13 protein-coding genes are annotated in these 17,821 nt (G+C 31.4%); 2 read left to right on the top strand and 11 right to left on the bottom strand.

Annotation, left to right across the window (positions count from 1 at the left end):
- Positions 1 to 8: 8 nt before the first annotated feature.
- The 4 genes from BMY79_RS04045 to BMY79_RS04030 all read right to left on the bottom strand — a co-directional run bounded on the left by BMY79_RS04045 (position 9) and on the right by BMY79_RS04030 (position 6,082).
- Positions 9 to 1,799: an aminopeptidase P family protein gene (locus BMY79_RS04045; protein ID WP_027422546.1), complete on the bottom strand. Its 1,791-nt coding sequence runs from the start codon at positions 1,797 to 1,799 to the stop codon at positions 9 to 11.
- On the bottom strand, positions 1,799 to 2,266 hold the full coding sequence (locus tag BMY79_RS04040; protein WP_022747750.1) for an acyl-CoA thioesterase: 468 nt from the start codon (positions 2,264 to 2,266) through the stop codon (positions 1,799 to 1,801). The genes BMY79_RS04045 and BMY79_RS04040 overlap by 1 nt, the downstream gene beginning before the upstream one ends.
- A gap of 196 nt (positions 2,267 to 2,462) precedes the next feature.
- Positions 2,463 to 5,048: a carbohydrate binding domain-containing protein gene (locus BMY79_RS04035; protein WP_074730462.1), complete on the bottom strand. Its 2,586-nt coding sequence runs from the start codon at positions 5,046 to 5,048 to the stop codon at positions 2,463 to 2,465.
- A complete protein-coding gene (locus tag BMY79_RS04030) occupies positions 5,045 to 6,082 on the bottom strand; it encodes a glycoside hydrolase family 5 protein (protein ID WP_074730461.1) in 1,038 nt (345 codons plus the stop codon). Before BMY79_RS04030 ends, BMY79_RS04035 begins: the two co-directional genes overlap by 4 nt.
- 226 nt (positions 6,083 to 6,308) lie before the next feature.
- Between BMY79_RS04030 and BMY79_RS04025 the strand changes: the two genes are divergently transcribed.
- The gene (locus BMY79_RS04025) at positions 6,309 to 7,040 is read left to right on the top strand and encodes an AraC family transcriptional regulator (protein ID WP_022747753.1); all 732 of its coding nucleotides are present in this window, start codon (positions 6,309 to 6,311) and stop codon (positions 7,038 to 7,040) included.
- 158 nt (positions 7,041 to 7,198) lie between these two features.
- Here BMY79_RS04025 and ndk read toward each other — a convergent pair whose 3' ends face one another.
- Positions 7,199 to 7,624, bottom strand: a complete 426-nt coding sequence (gene ndk, locus BMY79_RS04020) for a nucleoside-diphosphate kinase (protein ID WP_022747755.1) — start codon at positions 7,622 to 7,624, stop codon at positions 7,199 to 7,201.
- 379 nt (positions 7,625 to 8,003) lie between these two features.
- Here ndk and trhA point away from each other — a divergent pair, with 379 nt between their 5' ends.
- Positions 8,004 to 8,654, top strand: coding sequence for a PAQR family membrane homeostasis protein TrhA (trhA, locus tag BMY79_RS04015; RefSeq protein ID WP_022747756.1), 651 nt, complete (start codon positions 8,004 to 8,006; stop codon positions 8,652 to 8,654).
- A gap of 173 nt (positions 8,655 to 8,827) precedes the next feature.
- Here trhA and BMY79_RS04010 read toward each other — a convergent pair whose 3' ends face one another.
- The 6 genes from BMY79_RS04010 to BMY79_RS12140 form a co-directional block, all read right to left on the bottom strand.
- Positions 8,828 to 10,837, bottom strand: coding sequence for a Na/Pi cotransporter family protein (locus tag BMY79_RS04010; protein WP_083383463.1), 2,010 nt, complete (start codon positions 10,835 to 10,837; stop codon positions 8,828 to 8,830).
- Positions 10,838 to 10,937: 100 nt separating this feature from the next.
- Positions 10,938 to 15,476 (bottom strand): type VII secretion protein EssC, encoded by a 4,539-nt coding sequence (gene essC / locus BMY79_RS04005; RefSeq protein WP_074730460.1) that lies wholly within the window; start codon positions 15,474 to 15,476, stop codon positions 10,938 to 10,940.
- A gap of 62 nt (positions 15,477 to 15,538) precedes the next feature.
- Complete coding sequence (locus tag BMY79_RS04000; RefSeq protein WP_022747760.1) at positions 15,539 to 15,763, bottom strand: hypothetical protein; 225 nt, start codon at positions 15,761 to 15,763, stop codon at positions 15,539 to 15,541.
- Positions 15,744 to 16,976, bottom strand: a complete 1,233-nt coding sequence (locus BMY79_RS03995; protein ID WP_074730459.1) for a type VII secretion protein EssB/YukC — start codon at positions 16,974 to 16,976, stop codon at positions 15,744 to 15,746. The genes BMY79_RS04000 and BMY79_RS03995 overlap by 20 nt, the downstream gene beginning before the upstream one ends.
- Complete coding sequence (gene essA, locus BMY79_RS03990; RefSeq protein WP_027422601.1) at positions 16,961 to 17,401, bottom strand: type VII secretion protein EssA; 441 nt, start codon at positions 17,399 to 17,401, stop codon at positions 16,961 to 16,963. Before essA ends, BMY79_RS03995 begins: the two co-directional genes overlap by 16 nt.
- A 177-nt stretch (positions 17,402 to 17,578) precedes the next feature.
- On the bottom strand, positions 17,579 to 17,821 hold a 243-nt coding region (locus BMY79_RS12140; RefSeq protein ID WP_207645449.1), incomplete at its 5' end, for a hypothetical protein.

Genomic DNA, 17,821 nt, shown 5'->3' with positions numbered 1-17,821 from the left:
GTTTTTAATTAGATAGCTCTTGTATATTTCTTTAAGAACTCAAGCTCTTCTCCCTCTAAATATGGAGAAACAACTTCATAAACTCTCTTATGATATTCATTCAATCTATTCTTTTCAACACTTGTCATCAAATCTGGGTCAATTGCATCTAAATCAATTGGCACATATGTGATATTTTCAAAATACATAAATTGACCGTATTCATTTTTAACACCTTTGCGACAAACAAGCTCATTTTCTGTACGAATACCAAATTTACCTTCAAGATAAACACCTGGTTCATCTGTTGTAATCATACCTTCTTCAAGTACTCCACTATCATTTCTTTCTGCTACTTGTCTCCATCTAAAACCATTTGGTCCTTCATGTACATTCAACACATATCCTACGCCGTGACCTGTACCATGTTTAAAGTCCATATTCTTTTCCCAAAGTGGTTCTCTTGCGGCCAAATCTAAGTTAAGACCAGTACATCCATATAAGAATTTCATATTTGCAAGATTCATATTTGATCTACAAATCATTGTAAAACACTCTTTCATTTCTTGAGTAACTTCACCAAGTGCAAATGTTCTGGTAATATCTGTTGTACCTTCGATGTAGTGTCCGCCTGAATCAACTAATAACAAGCTTCTTGGTTCTAGAGGAATATCAGTTTCTTCAGTTGCAGCATAATGAACTATAGCACCATGTACATCGTATCCACAAATTGTGTTAAAACTCAAATCCAAAAGACCTTCTTGCTCTCTTCTTAATTTTTCAAGATGATCAGATGCAGAAATCTCTGTCATTGGAATTTTACCAACATTAGTCTTTAACCAATACATAAATTTACACATTGCTACCGCATCTTTTACATGAGCTTTTCTAGTATTATCTATTTCTGTTTTATTTTTAACAGCCTTAAATAATGTTGTTGGTTCAATCTCATCAACAATTTTTATTTCTTTATCTAGCGCTGTTGCTACTCTATAGTTAACAGATGATAAATTAACTAAAACTGTTTCTTTCTTTTTGATATTAGCTACGTACTCATAAAATGATTCATATGGTTTAGTAGTAATATTATTTGCATCAAGATATGCTCTTAATTCATCATCGATAATTTCTTCCTGTAAAAACCAAATACATTCTTCTTCTGTAACTGCTACATATGATAAAACTACAGGAACATAACTTATATCATTACCTCTGACATTTAATAACCATGCAATATCATATAATGATGAAAGTAAGTGAACTGTTGCTTTTTTTTCACTCATTTTTTCTCTTAAACGAGCTAATTTGCTTTGTGTACTTTCACCTGAATATTCTTCTTTTAAAATCCAAGCTTTTTCTTTTGATAATTGTGGTCTATCTTCCCAAATAATATCAATTAAATCTTCACTTGAATAAATTTTACCATTTTTTCTATTTGCAATGCACTCTAATTCTTTACCCCAAGTACCATTTACTACTCTTCCATCAAAACCGATAGTTTGTCCTTCTTGTAATTTCTGTTCAATAAATTCATTAACTGTTGGAACATTTTCTTCCCCCATTTTATATAAATCAACGGTTGTTCCTTTTAATTGTTTTTCTGCCTGAACGAAATATCTTCCATCTGTCCATAATCCAGCCTCATCACTAGTAATAACTGCTACACCTGCTGAACCTGTAAAACCTGTGATAAATTTTCTTGCTTTGAAATATTCACCTACGTATTCTGATTCATGAAAATCAGCAGTTGGAACAACATAGATAGAAATATCTCTTTGTTTCATTTGTTCTCTTAAAAGTTTTAATCTTTCTTTAATCATTAATCTTGTCCTTCTTTCGTCTCAAAAAATCTAGTATCAAGCTCTGGATAGCTTCTCTTTAAAGAGATTGGCTTACCTGCTCTATTTAAAAAACAATGGGAACTCTTCGCAGTTGTTCGAAGTTCTCCTGTCTCCTTATCTGTAATTGTATATTCAAGTTCTAGTTTTATTCCGTTATAATATGTTATTTTAGTTTCTATAACGACAACATCATCAAAATGAACCATGCTTACATATTTAACTTCGATATCTAACACTGGGCTAATAATTTCAAGATCTTCAACCTGTTTATAATTAAGGCCTATTTGATCCATCATATCCATTCTAGCTTCTTCCATCCATTTTATATAATTAGAATGATGAATTATACCCATTTGGTCAGTCTCATAATATTTTGCACGACGTTCATAAGGTTTAATATGTATTGCCTCTGGAATGCCTGCAATCTCAACTTCATTCTTTACCATTAAAAATCACTCCATTCCGTGTATATTTTATCTTCATTATCTCATATTAATCTGATAAATTCAAGAATACTATACTATATCAAAAACTCACAGATGAATGTTTTTTTTAACACCTGTGAGTTTTTAGATTGTGGGGTATATTATTTATTATTTCTATTTATTTTTTCTTTTTTTTATTGTCATTTATTTGCTATTTTTAATCTTGAATTTCTTCTAAAACAATATCATCAATGCAAATTCTATGCTGTTGTGTAATTTGTCTATTTGAAACTGCTCCAAGTGTTACACTAAGTCTTGCATTGTTATCTGTTTCACTATTCATTGTAAAAACACATTCGTATTCTTGATATTCATTTTGATCGTATTTAGCTTTATAAAGTTTCATAAGTCTAGCTTCATCGCCACCACTATAAGGTGTCCAATCATTATCTGAAGATCCATTATGCTGTAAAGTAACCAAAATATCTCTATCAATACTTGCTTTTGCTTTTAATTTCAAACGATATTTTTTTCCTTTTTCAAGCTTAATTCCATCTTGCATAAGTTGGATATTCCAATCAGCATCACCTGTATTTTTAATTGTTAAATCATACGCATTGTCTTCTTTTTGCGAATCAATAACACTTGCAGCTTCTGCACTTGAATAAAATCCTTCTGTAAATCCGCTCTTTCCTGCATTAAAGGAACCATTTTTTATTTTAGAATTTTCTGCAACCATTATATCGTCAACATAATAAACTCCTGGGTGATCAAAAATTAACTCAATCTCATTGTTTTGATCTGCCTCAAATTTAAAATCATGTGAATATTTAGCTTCTGCATTACTATCTAGTTTTTCAGCAAAAGTTGTATTCCCTAGCTTAACTGTAAAATCGGCTTCATTCTTTTGTACATCTTGACTTCCTACATTTTCTTTATAAGCTTTGTAAGAAATATAGTAATCGCCTTTTGTGAGAGGTAAATTAGTTTGTTTAATTATTATTGGATTTGAAATATTTTCTTTACCAACAACAACTTTCAAACGTCTATCATTTTCGCTATTTGTAACGCTAATCTGTTGAGCGTCCTTAGGATCAATTGTCCAATATCCTAATCTGTTTTTTCCTTCTTGAAAAGAACCATTATAAACATAGTTACCATCAGGTCTTACTTCTTTAATTGCACTTTCATCAACTTTTTGACCACCTGTAACCTTTAAACTAACATTTTTTATTGTAACTGGTGATGTTGAACCCTGGTTACCTAAATTAAATTCAACACTACTATTTAAATCAGATGAACGATCCATTTTAAAAGTCAATGAATATGTTTTCATATCTTTAGATAATTCAAGCTTAGTATCCTGAAGGTATCTTGTCCAGTTTTTTTCTGGGCCTTCAACATCAACAATAATACTTCTTGAATCATCTGCTTTAGCGTCAAAAGTCAATGTATATTCTAATCCACGATATAATGGAATGTTTTGTTGTTTTAACTGTACGCTATGATTTTGGTTTCCTATATTTTTTTGTAAAATTTTAATTGCTTCGTCTTTAATTTCGTATGTTGTATTATTTGCATCATCTTCTAAATGCATTTCCCAATCTTCTTTAGGATTAAGTGCATTTTTAAAGTTTCCATTTGTAATATAGTTTCCTGTGTTATCAGCTTCTTTTATCTTTATTTCTTTTTCTGGTTTTGTTGCGTTTTTTTCAACTTCATCATAATATTTCTTATCCTTTTGATAAACTTTTACAGAATCAATAACAAAAGGATTATTATCAAAACTTGTGCTTTCGTCAGGATAACCTACCCAGCTTCCACCTACAGCAAGGTTTAAAATCATGTAGAATTTCTGGTCAAATGGTGCGGGATAAGTCACTTCTCCACCACCTTCTACAGCCGAAAACCAATTTCTAGTTTCGTAATATTTTACACCATCAACATACCAAGAAATATGATCAGCTTCCCACTCAACGCCAAATTTGTGGAAAGAATTAGAAAAATCAATCAATGGATTTGTTAAAAACGTTCCTTGTTGTTGTGCATGTGGTGCGCCATAATGAATAGTTCCATATAATTTAGATGGATTATGTCCCATCACCTCCATTATGTCGATTTCACCACATTTAGGCCATTGACCATATAAGTTTTCATTAGTTGGCATCATCCAAAATGCTGGTAAATATCCCTTACCCTTTGGCACCTTTGCTGTAACTTCAAAGTATCCATATTTAAAATCATGTTTTCCTTGTGTGTTAACTCTTCCTGAAGTAATTGAATTGCCTTTTTTCACAGGATTTAAATATAATTTTCCATTTTTAACATAAATATTTTCTTCAGAAGTAACGTAAGACTGTAATTCCTCGTTGACCCAGCCTGGTTCATGAGTTTCGATATTCCAATCAGATAAATTTAATTTGTTTCCATTAAATTCATCTCTCCAAACCTCTTTATAGCCTTGTTGTTTAAGCATTTTTTCAGATAGTTTCTGCTGTTTCTCGAGTTGTTTTTCAAGTTTAGCCTTCTGCTCCTTTTGCTGTCTTTGAACTTTTTCCTCTTGTTTCTTTTGTTTTGCTTCTTGCTCTTTTATCTGTCTTTGAACTTTTTCCTCTTGTTTCTTTTGTTTTGCTTTTTGCTCTTTTATCTGTCTTTGAACTTTTTCCTCTTGTTTCTTTTGTTTTTCGAGTTGACGAGCTTCATGCGTATTTTCTTTTGAAGATGCCGCAAAAGTTGACACTGGCATAATCACATTACTTGTTGCTAGAACCGTAGATAAAACTATCACTCCAAATTTATTCATACTCTACACTCCTTTGATTTTTTTGTCCAAAATTGTAATAAATCATCCCTTATAGGCTCATAATGTGTTCCGCTAATTCCAAAATCTTTTTCTTTATAATTCCAAATTGCAAAACCTATATCATGTTTTTCAAAAACTTCATTTACATCCCTAAACCAACGTAATGTATCTTCAATAGGCGCTTGATCTATAACGCCAAACTCTCCACAGTACAGTCTTACTCCTGCATTATTCGCCGCATCAATTGCATCTTGAACTAAATCTTCTATTAAATTGATTCCAATATAATCAAGTCCAGATTCATATACTGTTTTTCCTTGATCTCCCAAAATCTTAGATTTTTGATAATACTCCTCCATAGTTCCTGGGTAGGATACAACCCATTCGCGATTCATTGTTTTTACCCAATATGCCTTCTGATGTGTAAATAAAAGTGGTTCATAAAAATGGAATGTAAACAATATTTTATCGTCAACCGGTTTTTCTAAATATTTTAAGGTTTTCGCACTATTCCATTGAATTCCACCATAAATAATATATGTATCTGGTGCGTTTCTTCTAATAGTTTTTACAGTTCTCACAATTAATTCATTCCAAGCTGCTGCATTTTCTTCTTCTACAACTTCATTTAACAATTCAAATGCAACATTATCATATACACAAAAATCCTTCGATATTTTATCCCATAAAGAAACAAATCTGTCTTGCAATTTGGTGTTTTTAAATAAACTATTTGCCTCCTCTCCCGCATTGTTAAAATCGTATCCATATGCCTTATGAAGATCTAAGATAATGTCTAGATTATTTTCTTTTGCCCATTTAACTACCCTTCTCACTCGTTCATAACCACTTGGTTTTTCATGCGCATCTTCTGTTTCAAAAACCTCGTAATCAATAGGTAATCTGACATGATCAAATCCCCATTTAGCAATTTTTTCCAAATCTTTTTGGGTGATAAACTCTTCATAATGCTCCTTCGTGTGCTCACACTGAGACAAAAAGCCTCCCAAATTAATACCACTTCTTAACTCCATATCTTTACCCTTTCCTACTACCAGTGACCGCTTACGGTATCAACTGTTTTTTTATATAAAAATTATAAAAATTTGGCTAGAAAAAATATATTAATTTTGTTTCATTTTTATCGTTTTTGTGACATAATAGATATGAAATATTGGAATAAGTGTTGGGAAGATAAGCATTGAGAGGTGAAGAAAGATATGCACAACTCAAAAATGGAACATTTTTATGGAGGAAAATATGAATAACTTAAAAAAAGAACAATTTTATAAAGAATTTATACAAAGAGAAGAGCATTTTTTCAGGGCACCTTTTAATCCTGAAATTGAATTTTATAACACAATAAAGTCTGGTGACATCAAAAAAATCAAAGAATTATGCTCCGACGCTTTTATAAACAAAAAAGGCCTTGGAACTTTGTCATCTAATCCCCTAACAAACATGAAGTATCACTTCGTAATAACAACTGCTTTAACAGCTCGATACTGCATACAAGGCGGAATGGAGCTATCAACTGCCTATGGCCTTAGCGATTTTTATATTCAAAAAATGGACTCTTGCCACTCAACCAAAGAAATATCCGATTTGCACCCTATAATGTGCCTCGATTACACAAAAAGAATGCAAAATTTACGCAAAAAAAATGTTTGCTCTATTCAGGTTGCTCAGAGCATCGATTATATTTACGAAAACCTTCATTCTCGAATCACAGTAGCAGAAATTGCTGAACACGTTGGTTTAAATCGCAGTTACTTATCTCGACTTTTTAAAAAAGAAATAAATTGTTCTATTAATGAATATATTAGAAATAAAAAAATAGAAACTGCAAAAAATATGCTAATTTATTCATCATATAAACCATCTGAAATTTCATCTTTACTTGCTTTTTCAAGCCAAAGTTATTTTACTGAAATATTTAAAAAACAAGTAGGATGTACACCAACTGAATTCACCAAACACCACATTATTTAAATTCTCCATAACCAATTTAGATAACTGCTAAAAAAAATGGATGACATTTCCTCAAATATTACACCTAACAACTTAACTATGTTACAGTGAAATACTATTCAGAGAATGACACCCATTTTCACGATAAATAAATTATCTCTTATATTTTTTCAAAGTTCTTATGATAAATATGAATCAAGATATTCTGGGAACCACATCGAAATTTCTCTCTTAGCATGTTCTACTGAATCTGATCCATGAACTGTATTGTCAGTTTTACCTTTTGCATATTTATTTCTAATTGTTCCCTCTGCTGCTTCCTTAGGATCTGTAGCACCGTTAACTCTTCTTACAGTATTAACTGCATCTTCACCTTCAAGAATCATAGCTACAAGTGGACCGCTTGAAATAAAATCAACTAATTCTTGATAAAAAGGCTTATCTTTTAAATCAATATAATGCTGTCTAGCAAATTCCTTGTTAATTTTAATCATTTTAAGAGCAACTATCTTAAGCCCCTCTTTTTCATACAAGTTTAAAATCTCGCCTATATGATTCCCCGCTACTCCATCTGGTTTAACTAATGATAATGTTTTTTCTACCATCTTCATTTCCTCCCCATACTCTTTCAAAACTTTACATTTTTGGTGATTTTTTACATACACATGTCGTGTATTCTTTTCTTCTCCACAAATATTATACCATATTGATGATTTTTTTAAAACATTTTTCACACTATTTAGTATAAATTTATAATTATTTTGTTATTATCAGAAAATTGTCTTTATAAATTAACACGCAAACATATTCTTTACTAAATTATTTTATTTTTTCTTATTGACAACGTCCCTCTCAAGTGGTAATGTATCTTGTGTGACGTAGTTTCAAAAACTACTTATCAGAGTTATTTGTTTTATGAATTATTTATTTTATAATAATTGCTGATTATATATATGTACTTTTATATTTTGAAAGGAGTTTTTTATGACAATTAAAATTAGAGAACCTGGAAGTGCAATTACACATTTTATCGCAGTAATATTGACTGCTTTTTTTTCTACACCATTACTTATAAAGGCAGCTCTTCACAAAAGTAGTATCGTTTTACTCTCTATGTGCGTATTTATTGCTAGTATGCTTTTGCTTTATTCAGCAAGTACACTTTATCATTCTGTTAACGTAAAGGGAAAAGTATTGAAAATATTCAAACGACTTGATCATACAATGATTTTTGTACTGATTGCTGGCTCTTACACTCCTATCTGTCTAACAACGTTGAGACATTCCGGAGGTCTTAGGTTATTAACACTTATTTGGTCAATCGCACTTATTGGAATGATATTTAAACTATTTTGGGTTACATGTCCAAAATGGCTATCATCATGTTTGTATATTTCGATGGGATGGGTTTGTATAGCTTACATGAAAGATATAATTCGAAACTTACCACTTGCCGGTTTCTTATGGTTACTTCTCGGTGGAATTATTTATACAATAGGTGGTGTCATTTATGCTCTTAAATTGCCTCTTTTTAACAAAAAGCATAAATATTTTGGATCGCACGAAATTTTCCATCTCTTCGTAATGGCTGGTAGTATGTGTCATGCAATTTTAATGTACCAGTATATTGCATAAGAATTGAATAGTACACTTTAATACTCTTTAAATATATAAATAAAAAGCACCTTAGAATAATATGCTTTCTGGTTTTTGCATATTTCTAAGGTGCTTTTGTTAACATTAACTTAGTGTTTTTATCCGCTTTAGCCTGGCTTCGCCTTTTTGCTCTGCCCTTTATCGGATTTGCTTTAGCTTTTATCTTTCTTTTTATCTTTCTTTTTGCCTTTGTCCTTCTTCTTGTCTTTATCTTTGTCCTTCTTCTTGTCTTTCTTTTTGTCTTTGTCCTTCTTCTTGTCTTTCTTTTTATCTTTGTCTTTCTTCTTATCTTTGTCCTTCTTCTTATCTTTGTCCTTCTTCTCATCTTCAGCTAGTCTTAGGGCTTCTTCTTTTTTAATTTGCATTGCAAGAAGTTGCTCTTTTTCGACCATCTGATTCATTGGTGTCATATAATGGAAAAGATAAGCTTCTAATGTTTCTCGATAATTATCATTTTTTAATTGACGCATATTCTTTACGTAGCTATGTGCATCTAATTCAACGTGTTGCATTTCTATAATTGCGACCGCTATGTTAGAGCAATGTGCTGAAATACGTTCATAATTAGTGAGTAAATCGTTAAATGGAAGCCCTTTAATCATGTCACATTCGCCATTACTTAAACGCTGAACATGATTAAATTTCAACTCATCACAAAGCATCTCTATACATTCACGAAGAGGCTCTACCTTCTTAGCTGCTTCACGATTATCATCCATGAAAGTTTTACAAGTCATTTCTACGATATCTTGCACCGCTGCTTCAAGAAATGAAAGTTCTTTTAGGGCTTGCCCTGAAAAATTGATTTTTTTATCAGCCAATTCCTTTGCCACTTTCGAAATATTAACAGCATGATCTCCCAAACGCTCATAATCACTAATTACGTGAAGCAATTCGGAAGCCTTATGAGACTGCACTGCAGTTAAATTGTGGCTTGTTACCTTAATTAAATAGCTGCCCACTTTATCTTCATATTTATCAATAACTTTTTCTTTTTCCTGTATAACCTGATAACGGTTATCGTCAAAATTAACAAGCAATGTCATTGCTCGCAAAATATTCTTTTTCGCTTTTCGAGCCATTCCATTCATTGCTTTGTGACTCTGTTCTAGAGCAATTGATGGATACATAAGTAAACGATCCTCTAAAAGATCAAAGTCTTCATAATCTTCGCGATCTTCAGGATCTTCCTTAACTATAAAAAATACAAACTTTTCAATAAATTTGATAAATGGTGATAAAACCAACACTGTTGCCATACGGAATACTGTATTTAATAATGCAATGCTAACAGGTGTCATCGCTGAATCTAAAAAACTAAAATTAACAAATGCATTTACAGTATAAAATACTGTTCCCCAGATAATCATTCCAAACAAATCATTTAATAAGTACACAAGGGCTGTTCTTTTTCCATTTTTGTTGGCACCAACTGCGGAAAGAAGAACTGGACATGCCGCACCAACGCCAATTCCAAGTGTTATTGGAAATGCAACTGCAAAAGAAATAGCACCTGTTGTTGAAAGTGCCTGCATAATACCGATTGAAGCTGATGCGCTTTGCAAAATTGCAGTAAATATAATACCTATTAGAATTGCAAGAAATGGACTTTTTACACTCTCAATAATATTCAAGAACGTAGGATTAGATCTAAGTCCTGCCACTGAACCACTCATTGTCTGCATACCTGTCATAAGGATTGCAAATCCCATCATAATAGCACCGACTTTTTTTAATGATTCATTCTTTACAAAAGTCTTAAAAATAATACCACAAACAGCAACAACTGCGGATATCGTAGCCGAAGATACTAACGTAGCAACTCCGCTTCCTCCATCAATATATGAGAGACATAAAATCCATCCTGTAATTGATGTACCAATATTTGCTCCCATGATAGTACCTATCGCCTGAGACACCTGCATCATGCCTGAGTTAACAAAACCAATTATCATTACAGTCGTTGCTGATGAAGACTGAATGACTGCTGTTACAACTGTACCAAGAAGAATTCCTTTGATAGGTGAGCTGGTTAATTTATATAAAACCATCTCTAGTTTATTTCCGGCGACCTGCTTAAGACCATCGCCCATCAAACCCATTCCAAAAAGGAATAAGGCAACACCACTAAGTAGTGTTAATATTGTAGATAATATTTCCACTCTCTTGTCCTCTCTATTTTAAAATACAAAATCATACAATTTCATATTAACACATTCTAATATCATTTGAATAGCAAAATTTTATAAAAACTAAAAAATATTAATCTACTTGAGGAATTCTGACTCGTCCTTGTGTGCAATTGCACATAACGAAGCCATCTGAAATATCTATTTTTTCAGATACTTTAACTGGGAATATTGTGAGGTAACCTTGACTACCTACAAGCACTCCTGCTCCAGATCCTTTGACAGCTCGTGAAAAGATATCCGTAGTTTTTAATTTAGTAGAATTAACAGAAACGATATATTTTACACCAACTGAAATAGATTTTTCCATTCTTCCTGCAACTATATCTAAATCACTTCCTACGAATTCAGCAAAATCATCAAGGTCATCAATGATTACGTAAATTGGATCAAATTCATCTATTGCCTCTTCGAAAGAATCTCCTTTATCTACTTTTTCCTGTATTATCTTACTTCTATCGTTTGTGATACGCTTGATTCTATCTGCAAAATCTTCAAACTCTTCAGTATTTTTTATATAATTTGTCTCTTTAACAAATTGATATAAGTCTTTTTTCCTTGAGTCAAAAATATATAAATTTTCAGTATTTACTTTTCCAATTAGCTGCTTAATCAAAACTTTCAAGGCATTAGTTTTACCACATGCACCATCACCCATAACCATAAATGGATTATCTTTGTGCGTTATTTCAATTGGTTGAACATCTTCTTCTCTTAAACCGATGAAGAGACGGTTGTTCATATTAAGGCTGCGTGTTCCTTCTGATTCTTCTGGTATTGATGTTGCTTCTGTTTTTGTTACTTTTGGCATCTCTTCTTTTTGTTTAAGAATTGGATTAATATACTCTGAAATAAATTCATCATACATTAATTCTTCTGGTAAAATTGGAATATGAGGTGCTTCGATGTTTGGATTTGCTTTTCGAATCTCATTAATTTTAGCAACGAGTTTTTTACCGTAATCAACATCATCTGTAAAATCAACAGGAGTATACATCTGCATTACTTCTACTTTCTCGCCGATTTTAACCATAGCTCTACCCTTTATTTCTGGTAAAACATATTTGCTTCTGCCTATAAAAGCTTTTGCCTCATTTATATCAAAATTAAAACCTGCTATCTTATTTTTAAAATTATTTAAAGTTGCATATCTGATAGCATTTTCCCTATTTGCAGCAATAATTGTATAAATTCCAAGGCCTATACCGTCCCTTGTAAGTTTCGTGAAATAATCCTCCATCTCGAAACCCATTTCTTTTATAACATCATAATTATCAATTAAAATAACAATTGCTTTTAACTGCTTTTGTCCCTTTTCTCTTGCATTTTCATTGTAAACAACAAAATTTTGAACTACAGCCTTGGCCAATGCTTTTTTACGAATTTTCATTTCTTCAAGCATAAGTTCCCTAAACTTATTGAATTTTTCAGTTTCGTCAATCATTATGTGTTCTGCGACATGTGGTAATCTTTTTAATGCTATAAGTGAGTTGTTACCAAAATCAAGAATATACATATTTAGGTTTTCCACGCTGTTTTGTATAGCAAGCTGTAAAGCAACATTAGTAAGCATCACTGATTTTCCGTAGCCACTAGATGTTACATTGACTACGTTGCCCTCTTTGGATAGATCGAGTTTGTATTCTTCTTGTGTTTGTTTTTCTGGAATATCGACCACACCGTAAGATATTTCTAAATTTGCGACATCTCGCTCTGTCAATTCTGACAGATCTTTTGTTGCTTCTTCCGCTTCCTTGGAAATACCTGCTGCTTCTGCTTCAAACTCACATATCAATGGATTTACAATCTTATCAGTTAGTGATGGCAACCATGGACGTCGAACAATAAGATTTGATTTTAATGTTTCCTTAGTCAAATCATCTATTGCAGCCATATCAATTTTTTCTCTCATATAATTCAACTGTTTTTCATAAGTATCATGAATACAATCCACAATTACTTCTAGCTGTGTTTTGTTTGCTTTTTGTTCTTCTATACTTCCTCTAAGATCTTGATTTAAAAGTTGTCCTTGTCCAAATTCATTAATAAGGTAAACTCTATTATCTAAAGAGACTTCTTGGTCAACAGTTGGCATATATTTTGCTCCAGACCATGCCGATTGAAACATCTCATAAATTTCATTATTACCAACTTGCAAAATAGCTCGACCTGTTTGTGTTATGTTTGCTGCATCAGCTGTATGAAGCACCTCATTACTGTCTGATTCATTTTGTACTTTAAGGCAAAGTTTAAATTTACTGTTACTCCAAATTTGCTCATCAACTACGCCACTAGGTTTTTGGGTAGCAAGAATAAGATGAACTCCAAGGCTTCGGCCTACACGCGCCGTTGAAACAAGCTCTTTCATAAACTCCGGCTGTTCTTTTTTTAACTCCGCAAACTCATCACTTATAATAAATAAATGTGGAATTGGCTCTTTTGCCTTGCCCTGTTTAAATAAATCATTATAAGCATTAATATGATTTACTTCATGTTCTCTAAAAATACTCTCTCTTCGTTTTAACTCGCTTTTAATAGAATAGAGAGCTCTCATACTTTCACTACCATCAAGATTCGTAATTGTTCCCATAAGATGTGGAAGATTCTTAAATAAATTTGCCATTCCGCCTCCCTTATAGTCAATCAATAAGAATCCAACCTCATAAGGATGAAAATTAATAGCTAATGATAAAATATATGATTGAACAATTTCAGACTTACCTGAACCTGTAGTACCTGCAACAAGGCCATGTGGACCATGCGCTTTTTCATGAAGATTTAGCTCTACAATATCATCTTCTCCACGAACACCGAGAGGAACTGATAAAGTTTTTGAGGAATTATTCTTTTCCCAACGATTTGCAATTCCTAGTTCTTCCGGCGTTTTTACTCCATACATATCAAGAAAAGTTATACTTTCAGGAATATTATTTGTAATTCCTTGTTCATGAACTAACACGCCAAGATTTCTTGCAAGCATTTCGTAATTTATATCTGTTGTTTCATATAATTGAATCTCACGATTTTTATACTCCTTCTCTTCAATAAGAAGAGTTGCATCATTTGAATTTTCAAGCAAGACAACTGTTCCTATATTTTCTGGTAAATTTGCCTGCTGATTGCTAGTATAAATTAAAGTAAATCCTAATTCTTTTCCCAAATCTCCACCCAAATATTCCATAATAGAATGATCCATAATTAAACTTGGCTCATCTATTATAAAAATATAATGAGGTAAAAATTTAGATTCTTTCTTACTTTCTTCTAGCTTTTGTTTTCGCTCTTTAAGGATTTGTTGCATGCTAGTCATAACCTGATCTCGCTGTCTTTCACCCTTAATCAGCCCTGTACTATTTATGCTGTGAATAGTAAAATGCTTAAACCAACGCATCCAACTAAAATCCTTGTCATAGCGTTCATCATAAATTGCAATAAACTCAACGTCATGATAACTTTGTTCAAAAGTAAGCTGAGTCACATAATTCTTGAGTTGCTCATGAATTACACTTTTTTCTCCAACAAGTCCAAGATGCGCATTTCTTATATTTATAATCTGTGGCTTATCCATCTTAGAAAATTTAAATTTCAACTTCTTCCCATCTTCAACAAACTCATCAGAATTCAGCGCTAATTCATCAATATTGTTTTCGATTTTAAACGTAGTATCTCCGTAATAATGTCCAATAGAAATAGTTAAAAAATCATCATCGATAGATGTTCTTTCATAAATTCTGTTACTATAATCATTAACCATTTCCTCGATTTTATCTAAAGTTGGATAATTATACTCGTATGCATCTTTTTCCTTTTGCCACTGAGCATAAATTTCTTTTCTCTTCTTTAGGAGATACTCTGCGAAAATCTTTTGTCTTGTCTTTTCAGTTTCCTTATTATCCTTCTTATCTTGAAAAAATCTGACGACCGAGAAAATAGATGTCATAACCGTTGCCATTCCTGAAACAATCATATAGATACCACGATTAATCATTATTCCCATTGCAATTGTTACTGCAAGCATTCCTAAAGGTGGAAGAATAATCTGTAATAAACTATTTCTGTTTTTATAGTTGTTAGGAAGCGGTGTGGTAACACGAATCGTTTCCTCTTTTATCCTTTTTACAATTCTTGGCGATCTCTTATAAATCGGAAACTGGGCTGTTCTATTCGAATTGATGTCAGTCTCTAATAAAGCTGATTTATAATTTTGCCCAAAAACTTTAATATAATCCTTTCCAATTACGAGCTTTATTTTAGACTCTGGCAAAAGAATAATACTTCCATTCTCTAACTTATACTCACCTGGCTTAATTCTAACCTGATCCAAGTAAATTTTTTGCTCACTGTCACACTGCTCACTGTTACACTGCTCACTGTTACACTGCTCACTGTCACAATGCTCAACAAAAAACTTACCTTCGTCAAGCAAAATCTTATATCCACATTCAGGAATATAAATATCCGAGTTAAGGTTTCCACTTATAAAAACCTTCTCTTTTCTTGTATATGCTTTATATTCTTCTGTAAAAAAAAGTTGACCTTCTTCTATCTTTTCATCATCATTGACAGGATACTCTTCATATCTATTATTCTTGTCAACGTATATATATTTCATAAAAAATAATCCTCTCCAAAATTAATATGTTTTTAGTTTTATTTAGTTAATTCATTCCTAGTCTATTTTAGTTCTAAAATATCTCCCGAGAAAATGTCCCCTTGCTTAAATGTAAGTTTTTTATTTACATATTCTTGATTACGAACAGAATAAACCATCATCTGATTTATATCATAAAAAAACAATTGATTTTCTTTTAAAACTTTTAAGACCTCGATGATTCTCTGATTTTTTTTAACCATGATGTCGAATTTTTTTTCTAAAATTTTAATTGTTAGGCGAAGCATCTTCTACAACCTCCCCACCATTTTGATTTGTAGCATTATTATCATTTGCCGTATTATTCTGATTTGAAGATGACTTTTTGTCCGAATCATTTAATTCCTTCTTATCATTTGCTTTATATTTTTCAGATATCTCTTTTATTTTTCCATCAAGATCTTTTAGTTTACTGCTCTTTTCATCTCCACTTAGTTTGGTATCATCCTCAACCTTGGCCTTTTCTTTTAAATAAGCATATAAAAGCAATTCCTCATCTGACATTTGCATTGCAAGGTCCTTTGCATCATTTATTTGCAAACGGCCAATCTGAATCCAATATTCTAAATATTTATTATTGCTATTTAAAGTTATATTCTTTTTAATATTTTTCTTTTGTTTAGAAGATAAATTTTCACTTTGTAAATACGCTAAGGCAAGAACGTATTTATGATTTTTATCAAGTTTATTAACTGACACTTTCTTAAGAGACTCAATTAATTTAACATCATCATTTTGAATATATGCATTATCAGCCTTAATAATTGCATCTTTATATGGTTGTTCTACAAAATGAACTCTTCCTCCATAAATTCCTAAACCAAGCGTACAAATTGCAAGAACACAAGTCATAACTCTCATAACAGTATTCTTTGTTTTATTAACTGTAATCTTTGTTTTACTTTCATTATTAAGATATTCTGTTTTTAAATGATCTAAATATTCTTGAATTTCTTCAGGAGTTTTTAAAGAATAGATTTTTTCAGATATTGTATTCTTAGAAAATAAATCTTCTCCACCTTCGATATAATCTTTGAAACTATATTTTCCTATAAGGGCACAACAAACTACCGCCTTATATTCTCTTAAGAAATTTTCTTCAATCACTTCTTCTTTGATATCTGTAGTTTCTCTGACATCACGATTTTTTACTTTTAAAGTTCCATCATTGTTAAAAAACAAATTAGCAGGCTCTAAATAAAATAAAAGTTTTTTATAATCATCTAATAAGTTACCCACTTTTATTAAAATATTTATAATAATATCATATTTTTCTGAACGAATCTTTTTTAAAGAAGTCAAACGAGTCAAATCAAACTTTTGAATTAAATCCTCATCATCTTCTTGGATAGTTACATCTACAAAATTACAATTTTTTACTGTAATTCGTGCATAATCGTAGATGGAATTTGCGTTCATTTTAGATTTTTTAATTTGTTCTGTTTCTATTTTTCGTTCCATTTTTCTTGTCCCATCTTATATAATTTTTCTTTCAATTTTCTTCTTCTCTTTTGGCAATAAACAATCATCAAATATAAAAAAACAATTATACATATTCCACTTATTGGTATAAAATAAGAAGTTTTTATTGATGTATTACTTTCTTCTTGTTTTGAATATAATTGATTTTCTGAAAGAAATAATTGTCCCACTTTAACATCTTCCTTATTTCCATGCATTTTGGCACAAAAAATTTTTTGGTTCAATTCTTTAATTGCCTTTCTATCGCCATTATTTTTTTGTCTCTTTGTTTTTTCAAACTGCTCAGAAAATAATGGCAGATTGTTCATATCAGTAAGAGAAGAATATTCCTTTACATTATGACTGTTCGGATTAGTAACTTCTAAATCTAAACCTGATTTTGAATTTACGTCTGTTTCTTCCAACTGCTTCTCCTCATGCTTTCTATGTTTATTTGTATATTTTTCAGTATAAATAAAACTATACCTTACTATGTGAATAGCACTATTTTTTCTATTCGAATAGGAACTAATTTATCTATAAAATTAGGGATTTTAGGCTAATATAACCCAGCATGGTCACTTCCACGCTGAGTTACTTTTTTAGAATATCTCTTCTTCCTGCTCTTTATGCATTGCTATTTTTACAACATATGTTACAAAGCCAATACATAACAGTACTAGAATGATATATAAAATATTTTTCATGTTAATGTAAGAATTTTTATCATTTACGGTGTCTCTTGTGATATTTGATATTATTCCGCTTCCTTTTGATAATGATTTTTTATCTTTTCTAAGTTTTGCCGGACTTGTGATAAACTTGTAAGTGTTTGTTGCTTCAAG

It is taken from the genome of Lachnobacterium bovis (assembly GCF_900111325.1).
GTDB lineage: Bacteria > Bacillota > Clostridia > Lachnospirales > Lachnospiraceae > Roseburia > Roseburia bovis_A.
Note: the sequence above shows the minus strand (reverse complement) of the source record. Positions and strands in the feature narration are given on the sequence as shown.